The sequence below is a fragment of the Pseudomonas sp. MWU16-30323 genome (assembly GCF_020515595.1).
Classification (GTDB): Bacteria; Pseudomonadota; Gammaproteobacteria; order Pseudomonadales; family Pseudomonadaceae; genus Aquipseudomonas; species Aquipseudomonas yamanorum.
In genome coordinates, this window is the sequence record NZ_JAIWYM010000001.1 from 141,820 (window position 1) to 157,762 (window position 15,943).

General features: G+C 62.7%; 15 protein-coding genes. 8 read left to right on the forward strand and 7 right to left on the reverse strand.

Annotation, left to right across the window (positions count from 1 at the left end; all coding sequences use genetic code 11):
• Nucleotides 1–5: 5 nt before the first annotated feature.
• The 4 genes from LIY45_RS00705 (at nucleotide 6) to LIY45_RS00720 (ending at nucleotide 4,668) form a co-directional block, all read left to right on the forward strand.
• Nucleotides 6–938, forward strand: a complete 933-nt coding sequence (locus LIY45_RS00705) for a 3-keto-5-aminohexanoate cleavage protein (RefSeq protein ID WP_010176558.1) — start codon at nucleotides 6–8, stop codon at nucleotides 936–938.
• A gap of 69 nt (nucleotides 939–1,007) precedes the next feature.
• Nucleotides 1,008–1,886 (forward strand): SMP-30/gluconolactonase/LRE family protein, encoded by an 879-nt coding sequence (locus LIY45_RS00710; RefSeq protein WP_226474992.1) that lies wholly within the window; start codon nucleotides 1,008–1,010, stop codon nucleotides 1,884–1,886.
• Between the two features lie 75 nt (nucleotides 1,887–1,961).
• Nucleotides 1,962–3,284 carry an MFS transporter gene (locus LIY45_RS00715; protein ID WP_003211904.1) on the forward strand — a complete coding sequence of 441 codons (1,323 nt, stop codon included), beginning with the start codon at nucleotides 1,962–1,964 and terminating at the stop codon, nucleotides 3,282–3,284.
• Nucleotides 3,285–3,342: 58 nt separating this feature from the next.
• Nucleotides 3,343–4,668 carry an MFS transporter gene (locus LIY45_RS00720; RefSeq protein WP_226474993.1) on the forward strand — a complete coding sequence of 442 codons (1,326 nt, stop codon included), beginning with the start codon at nucleotides 3,343–3,345 and terminating at the stop codon, nucleotides 4,666–4,668.
• Here LIY45_RS00720 and LIY45_RS00725 read toward each other — a convergent pair.
• Nucleotides 4,623–4,868, reverse strand: a complete 246-nt coding sequence (locus LIY45_RS00725; RefSeq protein WP_152416404.1) for a hypothetical protein — start codon at nucleotides 4,866–4,868, stop codon at nucleotides 4,623–4,625. The two genes, LIY45_RS00720 and LIY45_RS00725, sit on opposite strands and share 46 nt — an antisense overlap.
• A 61-nt stretch (nucleotides 4,869–4,929) precedes the next feature.
• On the opposite strand from LIY45_RS00725, the gene LIY45_RS00730 reads away from it, so the two are divergent.
• The 3 genes from LIY45_RS00730 (at nucleotide 4,930) to LIY45_RS00740 (ending at nucleotide 7,512) form a co-directional block, all read left to right on the forward strand.
• Entirely contained in the window at nucleotides 4,930–5,865 is a 936-nt protein-coding gene (locus LIY45_RS00730) for a LysR substrate-binding domain-containing protein (RefSeq protein WP_017479216.1), read from the forward strand.
• A 26-nt stretch (nucleotides 5,866–5,891) separates the two neighbouring features.
• Nucleotides 5,892–7,079 (forward strand): low temperature requirement protein A, encoded by a 1,188-nt coding sequence (locus LIY45_RS00735; RefSeq protein ID WP_226474994.1) that lies wholly within the window; start codon nucleotides 5,892–5,894, stop codon nucleotides 7,077–7,079.
• A 70-nt stretch (nucleotides 7,080–7,149) separates the two neighbouring features.
• Nucleotides 7,150–7,512: a 5-carboxymethyl-2-hydroxymuconate Delta-isomerase gene (locus tag LIY45_RS00740; protein WP_226474995.1), complete on the forward strand. Its 363-nt coding sequence runs from the start codon at nucleotides 7,150–7,152 to the stop codon at nucleotides 7,510–7,512.
• 128 nt (nucleotides 7,513–7,640) lie between these two features.
• Here LIY45_RS00740 and LIY45_RS00745 read toward each other — a convergent pair whose 3' ends face one another.
• The 4 genes from LIY45_RS00745 to LIY45_RS00760 all read right to left on the reverse strand — a co-directional run bounded on the left by LIY45_RS00745 (nucleotide 7,641) and on the right by LIY45_RS00760 (nucleotide 13,228).
• Entirely contained in the window at nucleotides 7,641–8,576 is a 936-nt protein-coding gene (locus tag LIY45_RS00745) for a LysR family transcriptional regulator (RefSeq protein WP_226474996.1), read from the reverse strand.
• A 137-nt stretch (nucleotides 8,577–8,713) separates the two neighbouring features.
• Nucleotides 8,714–9,901, reverse strand: coding sequence for a CynX/NimT family MFS transporter (locus LIY45_RS00750; protein ID WP_226474997.1), 1,188 nt, complete (start codon nucleotides 9,899–9,901; stop codon nucleotides 8,714–8,716).
• A gap of 262 nt (nucleotides 9,902–10,163) precedes the next feature.
• A complete protein-coding gene (locus LIY45_RS00755; RefSeq protein ID WP_226474998.1) occupies nucleotides 10,164–11,606 on the reverse strand; it encodes an aldehyde dehydrogenase family protein in 1,443 nt (480 codons plus the stop codon).
• Nucleotides 11,603–13,228 (reverse strand): 5-guanidino-2-oxopentanoate decarboxylase, encoded by a 1,626-nt coding sequence (locus tag LIY45_RS00760; protein ID WP_226474999.1) that lies wholly within the window; start codon nucleotides 13,226–13,228, stop codon nucleotides 11,603–11,605. Before LIY45_RS00760 ends, LIY45_RS00755 begins: the two co-directional genes overlap by 4 nt.
• Before the next feature lie 111 nt (nucleotides 13,229–13,339).
• On the opposite strand from LIY45_RS00760, the gene LIY45_RS00765 reads away from it, so the two are divergent.
• Nucleotides 13,340–14,218 (forward strand): LysR substrate-binding domain-containing protein, encoded by an 879-nt coding sequence (locus tag LIY45_RS00765; protein WP_226475000.1) that lies wholly within the window; start codon nucleotides 13,340–13,342, stop codon nucleotides 14,216–14,218.
• 118 nt (nucleotides 14,219–14,336) lie between these two features.
• Here LIY45_RS00765 and LIY45_RS00770 read toward each other — a convergent pair whose 3' ends face one another.
• Nucleotides 14,337–14,951: an NAD(P)-dependent oxidoreductase gene (locus tag LIY45_RS00770; protein WP_226475001.1), complete on the reverse strand. Its 615-nt coding sequence runs from the start codon at nucleotides 14,949–14,951 to the stop codon at nucleotides 14,337–14,339.
• A 34-nt stretch (nucleotides 14,952–14,985) separates the two neighbouring features.
• Nucleotides 14,986–15,858, reverse strand: a complete 873-nt coding sequence (locus LIY45_RS00775; protein WP_226475002.1) for an MBL fold metallo-hydrolase — start codon at nucleotides 15,856–15,858, stop codon at nucleotides 14,986–14,988.
• Nucleotides 15,859–15,943 lie beyond the last annotated feature (85 nt).

The following is a 15,943-nucleotide window of genomic DNA, read 5'->3' on the forward strand; positions in this document are numbered from 1 at the left end:
TCGTCATGTCCAAAAATCGTCCTGTCATCATCACCTGCGCCGTCACAGGTGCCATCCATACGCCGTCGATGTCGCCGCATTTGCCGATCACCGCGCAGGAAATTGCCGACGCCGCCATCGGTGCCGCCGAAGCCGGCGCCGCCATTGTCCACCTGCATGCCCGTGATCCCATCGATGGCCGTCCCAGCCAGGACCCCGCGCTGTTCGCCGAATTTTTGCCGCAGATCAAAGCCGCCAGCGACGTGGTGATCAACATCACCACTGGCGGCGCACCGACCATGGGCGTCGAAGAGCGCCTGCAACCGGTGATGCAGTTCAAGCCGGAACTGGCCTCGCTGAACATGGGCTCGATGAATTTCGGCCTGTATGAAATGCTCAACCGCTTTACCGAGTTCAAGCACGACTGGGAGCGTCCGTACCTGGAAGAAAGCGACGACCGGATTTTTCGCAATACCTTCCGCGACATTACCCACATCCTCAATTCCTGCGCCGAGAACCGCACACGTTTTGAAATCGAGTGCTACGACATTGGCCACCTGTACACCGCCGCCCACTTCCTGGAGCGCGGCCTGCTCAAGCCACCGCTGTTTATCCAGTCGGTATTCGGTTTGCGCGGCGGTATCGGCGGCCATCCAGAAGACCTCGCTCACATGCGTCGCACCGCCGACCGGCTGTTTGGCGACGACTACGTGTGGTCGATCCTCGGCGCCGGCCGTGGGCAGATCCCGTTGGCCACCATGGGCCTGTCCATGGGCAGCAACGCCCGGGTCGGCCTGGAAGATTCGCTGTGGGATGGCCCGGGCAAGCTCGCCGCGTCCAACGCCGACCAGGTACGGCGCATTCGCACAGTGATCGAAGCCCTCGGCCACCGGGTCGCCACGCCGGATGAAGCGCGGGAAATCCTCGGGCTGAAAGGGCGCGACCAGGTCAACTTCTAAGCGATAAACCGGTCGCGTCACGGCGCGGCCATGTCCATCCCGCACAACAACAAAAAAGGGGATAACACCATGCGTATCGAAGTGCTTGTGGACGTGAAGACCACCCTGGGCGAAGGCCCGGTGTGGGACGTCGAACAACAACGGTTGTACTGGATCGACAGCGCCGACGGCCGGATCCTGCGCTGCACCGAGGATGGCCGCGAACTGCGCGCCTGGGACGTGGGCCAGAAAATCGGCTCCATGGCCCTGCGCCATAGTGGCGAGCAAGCCATCGTCGCCCTGCAAAACGGCGTGCATCTCCTTGACCTGAACAGCGGCGAACTGACGCTGGTCATCGACCCGGAACCCGCACTGCCCAATAACCGCCTCAACGACGGCAAGGTCGACCGCCAGGGCCGCTTTGTCTTCGGCTCCATGGACACTCTGGAAGACAGCGCCAGCGCCAAACTCTACCGCCTGGATGCGGACCTGAGCCTGCACACCCTGGACGAAGGCATCATCGTGTCCAACGGCCCGTGCTGGAGCCCGTCGGGTGACACGTTCTACTTTTGCGACACCTGGTCCGGCGAGATCTGGGCGTACGACTACGACCTCGCCACGGGAGCGGTGAGCAATCGACGCACCTTCGCAAAGGTCGACACCCGCAGTGGTGGCGCCGCCGACGGCTGCACCGTGGATGCCGAAGGCTGTCTGTGGCAGGCGCTGGTCTACGCCGGGAAACTGGTGCGCTACACACCTGATGGCCAGGTCGACCGGATCATCCAGATGCCAGTGAAAAAGGTCACCAGCCTGACCTTCGGCGGGCCGAACCTGGACACCCTGTTCGTCACCTCCATGGCCAAGCCGCCGTTGCCGCGTTTCCCGGCCGACGGTCAGCAGCGCGGGGCGCTTTTTGCGATCTCCGGGCTGGGCGTGCAAGGAATAGCCGAGCGACGGTTCGCCAGCTAGCGCGTTTTTTTCAACAAGGCACATTCCTTCCGCAACCTTGTGTCAGTGCGCGCCCTCGCGCGCCTGGAGAAACCCATGGCAACCTTGAAAAAAGCCTCGCTGCGCAGTATTCACCGGCACTCCTGGGTGTCGCTGCTGGTGTGCTGGATGATCTGGATCCTCAACGCCTACGACCGTGAGATCGTGTTGCGGCTGGGGCCGACCATCTCCAAGCATTTCGATTTATCCGCCGATCAGTGGGGCACCATGGCCACAGTGATCATGCTCGCCCTGGCCCTGCTGGATATTCCCGGCTCGATGTGGAGCGACCGCTACGGCGGTGGCTGGAAGCGCGCGCGGTTCCAGGTGCCGCTGGTGCTGGGCTACACGGCGATCTCGTTTCTCTCCGGGTTCAAGGCCCTGAGCGGCAACCTCGCGACCTTTATCGCGCTGCGGGTCGGCGTCAACCTCGGCGCAGGCTGGGGCGAGCCGGTGGGCGTGAGCAACACCGCCGAATGGTGGCCGGTGGAGCGTCGTGGTTTTGCCCTGGGTGCGCACCACACCGGTTACCCGATTGGCGCCATGCTCAGTGGCATCGTCGCCAGCTTTGTCATCAGCACCTTTGGCGAAGACAACTGGCGCTACGTGTTCTTCTTCGCGTTTGTGGTGGCGTTGCCGCTGATGATTTTCTGGGCGCGGTATTCCACTGCCGAACGCATCACCGCGTTGTACGTCGACATCGCCGCCAAGGGCATGACCCCGCCGGACAACGCACCCGCCAGCCAAGTGAAAGGCCACGCCTGGCGCACGTTTATTGCCACGTTGCGCAATCGCAATATCGCCCTGACGGCGGGTAATACGATGCTGACCCAAGTGGTGTACATGGGCGTCAACATCGTGCTGCCGGCGTACCTGTACAACATCGCCGGGTTGTCCCTGGCCGAATCGGCGGGGATGAGCGTGGTGTTCACCCTCACCGGGATTCTCGGGCAACTGGTGTGGCCGTCGCTGTCGGACATCATTGGCCGACGCGTCACCCTGATCATCTGCGGCGTGTGGATGGCCGCCAGTGTCGGTGCGTTCTACTTCGCCAACACCCTGACACTGATCATCGTCGTGCAACTGCTGTTCGGCCTGGTGGCCAATGCGGTGTGGCCGATCTACTACGCGGTGGCCTGTGACTCGGCCGAGCCGTCGGCGACTTCCACCGCCAACGGCATCATTACCACCGCGATGTTTATCGGCGGCGGCCTGGCGCCGGTGCTGATGGGCAGCCTGATTGCCATGGGCGGCGGCTGGACCACCTTGCACGGCTACACGGTGTGCTTCTTCGTGATGGCCGGCTGTGCCCTGGGCGGGGCGCTGCTGCAACTGTTTTCCCATCGCCCGCCGGCGCTGGTTGCGCAACTCGAACCCTAGAACAACACCGATGCGCCCCCCAACTGTTGCGCTGGCGGGGCGCCAAGAGGAATGCCCGATGAAGACTGCCAACACTGCCCGTGAACCACGGGAGTTGAACAAACTGATGTTCGTCAAGCTGATGCCGTTGCTGATCATCGCCTACGTGCTGAGCTTTCTGGACCGCACCAACATCGCCTTGGCCAAGCACCACCTGGACGTTGACCTGGGGATTTCAGCGGCGGCTTACGGCCTGGGGGCGGGGCTGTTCTTCCTGACCTATGCGCTGTCGGAAATCCCCAGCAACCTGATCATGCACAAGGTCGGCGCGCGGTTCTGGATTGCCCGGATCATGGTGACCTGGGGCCTGATTTCGGCGGCCATGGCGTTCGTCCAGGGTGAGACTTCGTTCTATATCCTGCGCCTGCTGCTGGGCATTGCCGAAGCCGGCCTGTTTCCCGGGGTGATGTTGTACCTCACCTACTGGTTCAACCGCGAGCAACGGGCGCGGGCCACCGGGTATTTCCTGCTCGGCGTGTGTTTTGCCAACATCATCGGCGGCCCGGTGGGCGCGGCGTTGATGCGCATGGACGGGATCCTCGGCTGGCATGGCTGGCAGTGGATGTTCCTGCTCGAAGGCTTGCCAGCAGTGGCGTTTGCCTGGGTGGTGTGGTGCAAGTTGCCGGACCGCCCGAGCAAGGCATCCTGGCTCTCGGCCGAAGAGGCGCGCGGGATTGAACAGCGCATCGCGATGGAGACCGAAGAGGGGGCAGGCGAGGGCGGGCATTCCCTGAAGAACTGGCTGACCCCGCAGATCCTGCTGGCGATCTTTGTGTATTTTTGCCATCAGATCACGATCTACACCGTGATCTTTTTCCTGCCGAGCATCATCAGCAAGTACGGTGAGTTGAGCACCATGAGTGTCGGCTTGCTGACCTCATTGCCGTGGATTGCCGCAGCGGCCGGCGCCGTATTGCTGCCGCGTTTTGCCACCACGCCCACCCGTGCCCGGCGGCTGTTGATTACCGGCTTGCTGACCATGGCATTGGGGTTGGGGATTGCCTCGGTGTCGGGGCCGGTGTTCAGCCTGCTGGGTTTCTGTGTGTCGGCGGTGATGTTCTTTGTGGTGCAGTCGATCATCTTTCTCTACCCGGCTTCGCGCCTCAAGGGCGTGGCACTGGCGGGCGGGCTGGGCTTCGTCAATGCCTGCGGGTTGCTCGGCGGGTTTGTCGGGCCGTCGGTGATGGGCGCGATCGAGATGAGCACTGGCAACGCCATGAACGGTTTGAAAGTGATCGCCGTGGTGCTGGTGGTGGCCGCGTTGGCCGCTTTGCGTTTGCGCCAGGGACAGGAGCCCGATCACACCAGCAATGAGGTCGGAAACCCGGAAGCCAGCACCAGGTAAGCCACGACGGCGGCCAGGCATAAACCGACAAATGCCCGTAACAGTGTCCTGGCGGTGGGATGAGCGATGAATTTGATGGCCCAGAGCAAAATCCCGGCAACCAGGACGCTCAAGGCGGAAATGACCAGCACGATGGTGTTCTCGCAAGCCTTGGAAGCTGCTTTATAGTCCCAAAGCCCCGTGTTGAACAGTGTGCGCATAGACGCAGGGCCCCGGGTGTTTCTAAACTGCGGCTTATCCAGGGCAGTGGGGCGAGCGCCGATGAATCGCAATGAATTACGCAAGGCCGACATCAACTTGATGGTGGTCTTTGAAACCTTGATGCTCGAGCGCAATGTGACCCGGGTGGCGGAGAAGCTGTTTCTTGGCCAACCCACCATCAGTTCGGCCCTCAACCGCCTGCGCACCTTGTTCAATGACCCGTTGTTCATTCGCGTCGGCCACCGCATGGAACCCACCGCGCGGGCCGAGGAAATCATCAAGCACCTGTCGCCGGCCCTCGATTCCTTGTCGTCGGCCCTGAGCCTGACCCACGATTTCGACCCGTCCATCAGCACCATGACCTTTCGCATCGGCCTGTCCGACGACGTCGAGTTCGGCCTGCTGCCGCCGCTGCTGCGGGCCTTGCGCCAGGAAGCGCCGCTGGTGGTGTTCGTGGTGCAGCATGTGGATTACTGGCGCATTCCGGACCTGCTGGCCTCCGGCGATATTACCGTCGGCATCACCCAGACCCGTGGCCTGCCGGCGAATGCCAAGCGCAAGCTGTTGCGGCATATCCGCCCCTGTTTGCTGCGGGCGGACGCGTCGGACAAACCCCTGACCCTCGATGAATATTGCGCACGGCCCCATGTGCTGGTGTCCCACACCGCCAACGTGTCCGGGTTTGCCGATGAGTGGCTGGCGGAAATCGGTCGCAAACGCCACGTGGTGCTCTCGGTGCCGCAATACAGCGCGCTGCCGGCGCTGCTTGCCGGCACCGACATGATCGCCAGCCTGCCGGACTACACCGCCCAGGCCATGGCCGCCGGGGGGCATCTGTTCTGCGAGCCGTTCCCGTTCGAAACCCCGACCCTGGATTTGTCCATGGTCTGGCTCAGCCATGTGGATACCGACCCGGCGGAACGCTGGATGCGTTCGCGACTCGAGGCGTTCATGAGCGAGCGGGACATGCTGCCGGTAGTCGCCCCCAACTCTTGAGATAGGCCTTTCAGGGAGATCCACCCATGACCCCATCCCGGTCCTTGCTGCGTGGGCGCGGCAGTCATGACAGCGGCAAGGTTGGCATGGTCGAGCTGTTTTTCGACCTGGTGTTCGTGTTTGCCGTGACCCAGTTGTCCCATTCGCTGCTCGCCCACTTGTCCATCGGCGGCGCGGTGCAGGTGGCGCTGATGATGATCGCGGTGTGGTGGGTGTGGATCTTCACCTCCTGGGTCACCAACTGGCTGGACCCGGAAAAAATCCCGATCCGCATCGGCTTGTTCGGCTTGATGGTGGCGGGCCTGCTGCTGTCCTCGTCGATCCCCAAGGCGTTTACCGACCGCGGCCTGTTGTTCGCCGGTGCCTATGTGTTCATGCAGGTAGGACGCACGCTGTTTGCCCTGTGGGCGGTGCGCGGCGAGCCCCTGAACATGACCCGCAATTTCCAGCGGATCCTGGCGTGGATGCTGTTTTCCGGGGTGTTCTGGATCACCGGCGCGCTGCTCGAAGGTGAACAGCGTTTGGCCTTCTGGGGCCTGGCGCTGTTGATCGAATTGATTTCCCCGTCGGTGTATTTCTGGGTGCCGGGGCTTGGGCCCTCGACGCTTGCGGACTGGAATGTGGAAGGCAACCACATGGCCGAACGCTGCGGCCTGTTTGTGATCATCGCCTTGGGTGAGTCGTTGCTGGTGACTGGCGCGACCTTCGCTGAGTTGCCCTGGAGCGTGGACGGGCTGGCGGCCTTCCTGGTGGCGGTAGTGGGCAGCATCGCCCTGTGGTGGATCTATTTCGACAGCGGCGCCGAGCGTGCCCACCATCGCATCGCCAGCTCCGCCGACCCCGGCCGCCAGGCGCGGATTGCCTACACCTACCTGCATGTATTGATCGTCGCCGGGATTATCGTCAGCGCCGTGGCCGACGAACTGGTGCTGGTGCATCCGGGGCATGCCAGCCAGGCGGGCGTGGTGGCGATCATCGCCGGCCCGTGGTTGTTCCTGCTGGGCAGTGCGTTGTTCAAGTGGGTGATGAGCGACCGGGCATTGCCACCGCTTTCGCACCTGGGCGGATTGCTGATGTTGCTGGTGTTGTTGCCGCTGGGATTGCAGCAGGTGTTTTCGGCCTTGGTACTGGGGGCGCTGACTTCGGCGGTATTGGTGATGGTGGCAATCTGGGAAAACCGCTCGCTGCGCAGCTTGACCGAAGTTTCACATTGAAAGCGGTCTGATTCGACCCGGCCTCGTGCTATATGTATGACTCTTTTCCTACAACAACTCGGAGCTTTTCATGCCGCATCTGCATCTGGAATACACCGCCAACCTCACAGCGCTGGCCGTTGAGAAAACCCTGTTGCGGCTCAACAACGTGCTGATGGCGTCCGGGCAGTTCGGTTCCGAGTTTGATATCAAAAGCCGGGCGGTCAAGGTGGAGACCTTTCAGGTCGGTACGTCCTTGAGCCCGCGCGCGTTTATTGCGGTAAAACTGTCGCTGCTCAGCGGGCGTTCACCCCAGGTCAAGAAACAGTTGTCGGAAAGCCTGCTGGCAGCGCTGCAGGACCTGGGCGAATGGCCTACGGATTTGCAGGTTCAGCTCAGCGTCCTGCTGGTAGACATGGATCGCGATTCCTACAGCAAAATCACCATTGGCTGACGGGCAATACGCTGTGGCGAGGGAGCTTGCTCCCGCTGGACCGGGCTGGCGCTCCAGTGCGAAGCGCTCCCAAAATTCTTGGGGCCGCTACGCAGCCCAGCGGGAGCAAGCTCCCTCGCCACAGGGGGTTATAGCAACCCCTGATCCGCGCACACCTTCACCACTTGCTCCCTGAACCACGTGTTGGCGCTGTCCTGCTCGCTGTGTTCATTCCACTGCATCTCCAGGGTAAATCCCGGCAAACCGTTCGGCGCTTCGCAATGGCCGAACAGGGTTTTGTCCGCCAGCAGCTTCTGCACCCGACGGGGCAGGGTGACGATAAAGTCGGTGCCGGTGATCATCTTCAGCGCCGCGCTGTAGCTGTTGGCTCGGGCGATCACCTGGCGTTTGTGAGCCTGGCGCGCCAGCCAGCCGTCGATCATGTTGGTGTCGGAACTCCAGGGCGTGGGGAACACATGGCGCCGGGCGACGAAGGATTGCAGGCTGAACGCGGGCTCCCGGGGCGCCGACTGTTTGTCGAACACGCACACCAGGTCGTCTTCCAGCAGCATCTGAGTCTTGATGTCCTTGTGCTCGCGATGAAAGTGCGGCCCGAAGCAGATCACCAGGTCCAGGCGCCCATCGCGCAAGGCGTCGGCCGGGATCTCGGTTTCGAGCTTCTGCACATTGACGATCACCGGCAGGTCGGCGTGGTCGAAGTTTTTCAGCAGGCGCGGCAGGATCAACTGTTCGAAGTATTCGGGGGCGCAGACGTTGAAGGTCACGGCCTTCTGGGTAGGGTCGAAGGCCTGGCTGCCGGCATGGCAGAGGTTGATGCTTTCGAGGATTTTCTGCACATGCCCGTACATGGTGGCGGCTTTGTACGTAGGACGCATGCCCGCCCGGGTGTTGATAAACAACTCGTCTTCGAAGCTGGTGCGCAGCTTCTTCAGGCTGTAGCTCACGGTGGACTGGCTGACGAACAGGGTTTCGGAGACCTCGGTGACGCTGCTTTGGTCGTAAACAGCGACAAACACCATCAGGTCCTGCATATCGAGCTTTCTAAGCAAGTTGCTGTTTAGCATCCGTTCCGTCCGCAAGCGCTTTGTACCGAACTTGGTACAAGACAATACAAAATGTTAACGGAACGCTCGTACCAATAGAAAGCTCTGTCGGACCTTTCTCTGTTTGAGGTGAGACAAATAATGTTTACAACACGACCTCAGCGAATATGCCGAGCGTAATGCCGGGGGTCGAAACGCAGCATGATCAGCAGCATCACCACCACCACGGCCGTCAGTGACCACCAGGCCCACTCGAAGCTGCCCAGTTGGTCGCGGATCATCCCGGCAATCAGCGGCGAAACACCGGCGATCAGGTAGCCGATGCCCTGCACAAAGGCCGTCAGGCCACCGGCGCGCCGCGGGTTGTCGAGGTGGTCGAGGGACAGGATCAGGCTCATCGGAAACAGCCCGCCAATCCCCAGGCCCAGCAGGCACGGCCACAGCAGGCTCAGGTGCTGCGGACTAAGGATCAGGCCGCAGAAGCCGGCGATGATCAGCACCAGCAGCACCGCGACCACACCGCGCTTGTCCCGGCGCCGGTTGGCGATGGCCGGGGTGATCAAGCCAGAGACCACTTCCATGGCCGTCAAAAAGCCCAGCAACAGGCCGGCGTTCTGCTCGCTCCAGCCTTGTTCCACGTAGTACGGCGCGAGCCAGGCCAGCACGCAGGTGTAGGACGCGGTGCCGAGCCCGAAAAAGATCGCCAGCAACCAGGCCCGGCGATTGCCGAAGAATGATTCCTGTGGGCCTGAGCCGGCTTGGGGCAGTGGCAGCAACGCCGAGCGTTGGGCGTACCAGAACACCAGCGCCAATACGGCGAGAACCGCCCAGATCGCCAGGCCGATGCGCCAACTGTCGGTTTGCACCTGGATAAACGGTGAGAACGAAGCGGCGAGGGCAGCGCCGCCCATGATCGCGGTGACGTACAGGCCCATGAACAGGGAAACGTTGTCGCTGAAGCGAGACTTGATCAACGCGGGCATCAGCGCCTGGATCATCGCGATGCCTACGCCGGCGGCGATGGCGCTGAGGATCAGCTCAACCGCCGAGTCCAGGAACAACCGCGACACCGTGGCCAGGCCGATCACCACCAGCGACAGCATAATGCTGCGATGTTCGCCGAACCGCTTGGCCACACCCATGCCAAAAAACATCGCCAGGCCCATGGCCATGACCGGCAGCATGGTCAACAGGGAGGCGGTGCTGAAACTCAGGGCCACGTCGGCGCGAATCGACGACAACAACGGGCCGACGGCGGCCATCGACGGGCGCAGGTTGAGAGCCACCAGCACGACGCTGATCATCAGCCAAAGGGCGGTAGCGGGTTTTGCGCGGACGTTTTCCATGGGCGAGCCTTGAACTGACAAGGGCAGTATTAGGCCGGGCGTGGGGGAGGGGGGCAAATGAGAAAGTCGTTGGGGCTATTGAAAAAATGCGGGTGGGCTTTTCTGCCAAGGACCCTTGTGGTGAGGAAAGCTTTTGTGGCGAGGGAGCTTGCTCCCGCTGGGCTGCGCAGCGGCCCCAAGATTTTTGAGAGCGCTTCGCACTGGATCGCCAGCCCGGTCTAGCGGGAGCAAGCTCCCTCGCCACAGTGTTGTGTGGTGGTTTTCAGACCGCCCGAATCACATGCTTGATCTCCTGAAACGCCTGCAACCCCCACGGCCCCAGTTCCCGGCCGATGCTGCTCTGCTTGTAACCACCCCACGCCGTTTGCGGGAAGATCACCTGCGGCGCGTTGATCCACACCAGGCCTACCTGCAACGCATTGGCCACCCGCTCAGCCGCTTCCGGGTTGCCGCTCAGCACGCTGGCCACCAAACCAAACTCGCTGTCATTGGCCAGCGCCACCGCCTCGGCTTCACTGGCAAAGTTGCGCACGCACAGCACCGGGCCGAAGATTTCTTCGTTCCATAACGCGCTGTCCAGCGGCACTTCGGTAAACACCGTCGGGCGAATGAAATACCCGTGAGGCAAATCCGCCGGGCGCCCGCCACCACACAGCAACTTCGCGCCGGCTTGCACCCCCCGCTCGATATGCCCCAGCACCCGCTGGTACTGCGCACGGTTGACCAGCGCGCCCATTTCCACGTCTTCGGCAAACGGGTCTGCCACGCGAATACTCTCGGCCCTGGCCTGCAAACGGGTCAGAAATTCGTCCGCCAATTCGTCGGCGACCAACACCCGGCTGGTGGCGGAACACATCTGCCCGGCGTTGAAGAAACCACCGCCGCAGGCCAGTTCCACGGCCAGGTCGAGGTCGGCGTCTGCCAACACCAGCAACGAGGATTTGCCGCCCAACTCCAGGCTCACACCCTTGACCGTTTCGGCGGCGCGCTGCATCACCTGTACGCCCACCGCATTGCTGCCGGTGAAGGAGATTTTCGCGATCCGTGGGTCAGCCGCCATCGGCGCGCCCACCGCCAGGCCAGTGCCGCAGACCAGGTTGAACACACCGGCAGGCAGTCCCACCGAAGCGATGATCCTGGCCAGTTCCAGCTCCGCCAACGGCGTCACTTCCGAAGGCTTGAGCACCACGCAGCAACCGGCCGCCAGCGCCGGGGCGAGTTTCCAGGCGGTGGTGACCATCGGGAAATTCCACGGCACGATCAGGCCCACCACGCCGCAGGGTTCACGGCGCACGCGGGCGCTGAAATCCTCAGTGGGCAGTGCCACCGGACGGTCCTGGCTGGCATCCATTTCGTCGGCCACACCGGCGTAATACTCAAACGTGGCGATCACGTCGTCCACATCAATCCCGGCCTCGAACAGCGGCTTGCCGTTGTTGCTCGATTGCAGGTGCATCAGGTGGTCACGCTGGGCGCTCACGCCCTCGGCGATCTTGCGCAGCAGTGCCGCGCGGTCGCGGCCGGTGCTTTTCGACCAGTCCGGGAAGGCAGCGCTGGCGGCACCGACGGCCTCGGTCACCGCATTTGCATCACCTAGGTTCACCTGAGCCAGCGTGGCTTCGGTCGCCGGGTTGATCACGTCCAGCACGTCATGGCCCGCACGCCAGACACCGTTGATGTACAGCCCGTTCAATACCGCGCTCATACCGCCACCTCCTTCATCCACAGCCCCTGGTCGATTTCAATCACAGTCGGCCCCTGGCGATCCGTGGCGGCGCGCAATGCGCTGCGCAGTTCCTCAACACCCTGGATGCGCTGGGCAGCAGCGCCAAGGGCCTTGGCCACGCCGATAAAGTCCGGTGTATAGATGTCCACGCCCACCGGCTCGATGGCGCGGTTGACCATGTATTTCTTGATCTCCTCATAACCCTGGTTATTCCACAGCAGCACGATCACCGGCGTGCGCGCTTCCACCGCGCTGGCCAATTCCGGCAGGGTGAATTGCAGGCCGCCATCGCCGATCAGGCACACCACCGGCGCGCCGTTGCCACGCCCCAGCCACGCACCGATGGCCGCCGGCAACGCGTAGCCGAGGGTGCCGTAGCCGGTGGAGGAATTGAACCAGCGACGCGGGTGGTCGAGGTTAAGGGTCAGGTTGCCGGTGTACACCGGTTGGGTGGAGTCGCCCACCAGTACGACGTCGGGCAATTCGTCCAATACCGTATTGAGGAACAGGGTTTGCGCGCGGGTGGCGGCGTCCCAGGTGGGTTCCAGTTCGCGCCACAGGCGGGCGACGCGGTGGGCGCCCCAGTCGCTGTCCCGGGCGGCCAGGGACTTGTTGCCGAGTTCGGCAAGCAATGCCTGCGCAGCGATTTGCGCGTCAGCCACCAGCGCGACTTGCGGCGGGTAATTGCGCACGGTCTGGTCGGAATCGATGTCGATGCGCAGCAGGGCGCCGGGAATGTCGAAACCGCCGGCGAAGGTCACGTCGTAGTCGGTCTCTGCCAGCTCAGTACCGATCGCCAGTACCACGTCCGCCTCGGCCACCAGGGCGCGGGTGGCGACCAGGGTTTGGGTCGAGCCGATCAGCAATGGATGGTTGGAGGCCAGCATGCCCTTGGCATTAATGGTCAGCGCCACTGGCGCGCCGAGGGCTTCAGCCAGTTGCGTCAACTCGGGCGCTGCGTCGATGGCACCACCACCGGCGAGAATCAGCGGACGTTTTGCCGCCGCCAGCAACTGGCTCATCTGCTTGACCGCCGACGGCGCGGCACCGGCGCGAGAAACGCTGACGGGCTCGCTGCCGAGCAATGCGTCGGCGTTTTCCACCAGCACATCCAGCGGGATTTCGATATGCACCGGGCGCGGTCGCCCGGCCTGAAACAGCGCAAACGCCCGGGCCAACACACCGGGTAATTCGGCGGCCGACATCAAGGTATGGGAGAACGCCGCCACGCCCGCGATCATCGCGCTCTGGTTCGGCAGCTCGTGCAGCTTGCCGCGCCCGCCGCCCAGCTGGCTGCGGGACTGCACGCTGGAAATCACCAGCATCGGGATCGAGTCGGCGTAGGCCTGGCCCATGGCGGTGGTGATATTGGTCATGCCGGGGCCCGTGATGATGAAGCACACGCCGGGCTTGCCGCTGGTGCGCGCATAGCCGTCGGCCATGAAGCCGGCGCCCTGTTCGTGGCGCGGGGTGACGTGGCGGATGCTTGAACGTGCCAGGCCCCGGTAGAGTTCCACGGTGTGCACGCCGGGGATGCCGAACACCTGGTCCACGCCGTAGCCTTCCAGCAGGTTGACCAATACTTCGCCGCAGGTCGCCATTGTCATCGCTCTTATTGTTGGTAAAGGCCCGTATTGGAACGGCTGGCCCATAGCGGCAACAATCGATAAAAAGTCATACTAGCCATGTCCTCACGTCATGGCTGCGCCCTTATGAAACGCCTTCCGCCCTTGCCGGCCCTGCACACCTTTTGGGTCACGGCCCAGTGCTGCAACTTCACCCGAGCCGCCGAGCAATTGCACATCACCCAGGGGGCGGTGAGCCGGCAGATTGCCGGGCTGGAAAGTCATCTGGGTTATGCGCTGTTCCAGCGCCAGGCCCGTGGCTTGAGCCTGACCGAAGAGGGCCGCGAATGGTCGCTGCGGGCGCAGCAGGTGTTCGGCCTGATCGGCGAGGCGGTGGAACAGATCGGCACCCGCCGCGAGACCTTGCAGCTCAAGGCTTCCACCTGCGTGATGCGCTGGTTGTTACCGCGCCTGATGCAGTGGCAGCAAGAACGCCCGGACGTGCCGGTGGAACTGACCACCACCGTGGCCTACACCGTCGACTTTCGCCGTGAACAGTTCGATGCCGCCGTGATCTACGCGCCGATTGCCGAGCAGTCAGCCCAAGCCCGGCATCTGTTCGATGAGTGCCTGACGCCGGTGTGTGCGCCGGCCTTGCTCGGGGGCTTGCACACGCCCGCCGATTTGCAGCAACAGGTGCTGCTGCACCCTACGCGGGATGAACGGGATTGGGCGTTGTGGTTGAAAGCGGCGAATACACGCTTGAGCAATCTGGCCCAGGGGCATCATTTTGAAACGCTGGACCTGGCGATGACGGTGGCGTCCCAGGGCTCTGGTGTGGCAATTGGCGACAGCGCGCTGATTGGCGAGGATCTCAAGGCGGGACGGCTGGCGACGCCGTTTGAATTGAGGGTGCCGACGGGCATGGGGTATTACCTGGTGTACCCGCCGGGGACGGAGCCCTCGGCGGGGTTGGAGCAGCTTATGGATTGGCTGGTAACCCAGGCCCAGTCGCCGTCACAATGAGGATCAAAATGTGGGAGCGGGCTTGCTCGCGAAGGCGCCGGGTCAGCCAATACATCTGTTGACTGACACACCGCATTCGCGAGCAAGCCCGCTCCCACATTTTTAGTGCGCGTCAGCCTTAGTAACCGACGGTGAACCGCTGGCGTGAATGCTTCGGTGTTTCCACTTCGTCAATCAGCGCAATCGCAAAGTCGGCAAAGCTGATCCAGCTGCGGCCTTCACTGCTCACCAGCAATTCATCCTGGCCCAGGCGGAATTTGCCGGTGCGTGGGGTTTCGACGAACTCCGCCGAAGGCGACAGGAAGGTCCAGTCCAGGTCTTTTTCCTGGCGCAGGGTGTCGAGGAAGACACTGCCGGCGCTGGCTTCGGCTTTGTATTCCTCGGGGAAGCCCGGGCTGTCGATCACCCGGCTGCCGCCTGGCAACAGCAGCGAACCGGCACCGCCCACCACCAGCAGGCGCTTCACGCCGGCTTTTTTCACCGGGTTGATCACCGCTTCCGCAGGCAGGGTGGCGAAGTGCGCCGCGCTGATCACCACGTCGTTGCCGCGTAGGGCCTGTTCCAGCGCCTGGGCATCCAGTGCATCCACTTGCTTGACGGTGACCCCAGGGCGTACGCCAATCTTGTCGGTATTGCGAGCGATGGCCGTGACGGTGTGCCCGCGACGCAGCGCTTCTTCCAGCAGTTGGCTACCGGCACGACCGGTGGCACCAATGATTGCGATCTTGCTCATGACGTTCTCCAGTACGGTTAAGGGTTGAATCAACTCACCACTGCATCTCGCCCTTGGCAACTTTGGCGCCCAGTTCCAGGGTGCTTTCGTCGCCCAGGTTCGGGTAACGCTTTTGCATCGCCGCAATCAGGGCGGCGGAGTCCTTGGCCTTGGCGGTTTCTTCGTCAAAGGCCTTGATGTAGTCGGCGGTGAACGCTACGGATTTGAGCGACGGTGTCCCCAGGTAGTGACCCGGAATCACGGTGCGCGGTTTCAAGTCCTGGATACGTTGCAGGGTTGCCAGCCAATCGGTGTGGGACTTCGCGGTCTGCGTATCGGCCATCCACACATGAATGTTCTCGGAGACCACCACACCCCCCACCACTGCCTTGATCGACGGGATCCACACAAAGGTGCGGTCCGGCTGCGGCCCGTCCAGACCGATCACTTCCAGTTGCTTGCCTTCGAGGGTCAGGCTGTGGCCTTCAAGTACCTGGGGGATGACGGCTTTGGCTGGCTTGTCGGCCCCCAGTTTCGGGCCCCAGAACGCCAGCTTGTGTTCAACGGTTGCCTTGATATGGTCCACCACCGGCTGCGGCGCCAGTACTTTGGCCTGGGGGAAGGCGGCGGTCAGGGTGTCGAGGCCGAAATAGTAGTCCGGGTCGCCGTGGCTGATGTAGATGGTCGTCAGGCGCTTGCCGCTGGCGCGGATTTTTTGCACCAGTTGCTCGGCTTGGGTCTTGCCGAATTGGGCGTCCACCAGGATCGCGTCTTTGTCGCCGCTGACCAGTACCGAGGTGACCGGCATCATCGCGGTTTCGCCCGGGTTGTAGGCGTCCAGAGTCAAGTCGGCAGCCGTGGCGTGCGCGGCGAAGGCCAGGGTGGCGGCGGCCAGGGCCACGCGCTTGAGCGGGGAGAATCCAAACATGTGCTGCTCCAGTCATCGGTAGGTGTGGACAGAGCTTAGTTGCACCAAACGCTACAAAAAATGCGATGCTTGGACATAGTTTGTT

Coding starts and splice junctions, on each gene's coding strand:
- LIY45_RS00715 (WP_003211904.1), top strand. CDS start 1,962: ATGGCAACCTTGAAAAAAGCCTCGCTGCGCAGTATTCACCGGCACTCC.
- LIY45_RS00725 (WP_152416404.1), bottom strand. CDS start 4,868: ATGCGCACACTGTTCAACACGGGGCTTTGGGACTATAAAGCAGCTTCC.
- LIY45_RS00770 (WP_226475001.1), bottom strand. CDS start 14,951: ATGAGCAAGATCGCAATCATTGGTGCCACCGGTCGTGCCGGTAGCCAA.
- LIY45_RS00755 (WP_226474998.1), bottom strand. CDS start 11,606: ATGAGCGCGGTATTGAACGGGCTGTACATCAACGGTGTCTGGCGTGCG.
- LIY45_RS00720 (WP_226474993.1), top strand. CDS start 3,343: ATGAAGACTGCCAACACTGCCCGTGAACCACGGGAGTTGAACAAACTG.
- LIY45_RS00730 (WP_017479216.1), top strand. CDS start 4,930: ATGAATCGCAATGAATTACGCAAGGCCGACATCAACTTGATGGTGGTC.
- LIY45_RS00745 (WP_226474996.1), bottom strand. CDS start 8,576: ATGCTAAACAGCAACTTGCTTAGAAAGCTCGATATGCAGGACCTGATG.
- LIY45_RS00750 (WP_226474997.1), bottom strand. CDS start 9,901: ATGGAAAACGTCCGCGCAAAACCCGCTACCGCCCTTTGGCTGATGATC.
- LIY45_RS00710 (WP_226474992.1), top strand. CDS start 1,008: ATGCGTATCGAAGTGCTTGTGGACGTGAAGACCACCCTGGGCGAAGGC.
- LIY45_RS00740 (WP_226474995.1), top strand. CDS start 7,150: ATGCCGCATCTGCATCTGGAATACACCGCCAACCTCACAGCGCTGGCC.
- LIY45_RS00735 (WP_226474994.1), top strand. CDS start 5,892: ATGACCCCATCCCGGTCCTTGCTGCGTGGGCGCGGCAGTCATGACAGC.
- LIY45_RS00775 (WP_226475002.1), bottom strand. CDS start 15,858: ATGTTTGGATTCTCCCCGCTCAAGCGCGTGGCCCTGGCCGCCGCCACC.
- LIY45_RS00760 (WP_226474999.1), bottom strand. CDS start 13,228: ATGGCGACCTGCGGCGAAGTATTGGTCAACCTGCTGGAAGGCTACGGC.
- LIY45_RS00765 (WP_226475000.1), top strand. CDS start 13,340: ATGAAACGCCTTCCGCCCTTGCCGGCCCTGCACACCTTTTGGGTCACG.
- LIY45_RS00705 (WP_010176558.1), top strand. CDS start 6: ATGTCCAAAAATCGTCCTGTCATCATCACCTGCGCCGTCACAGGTGCC.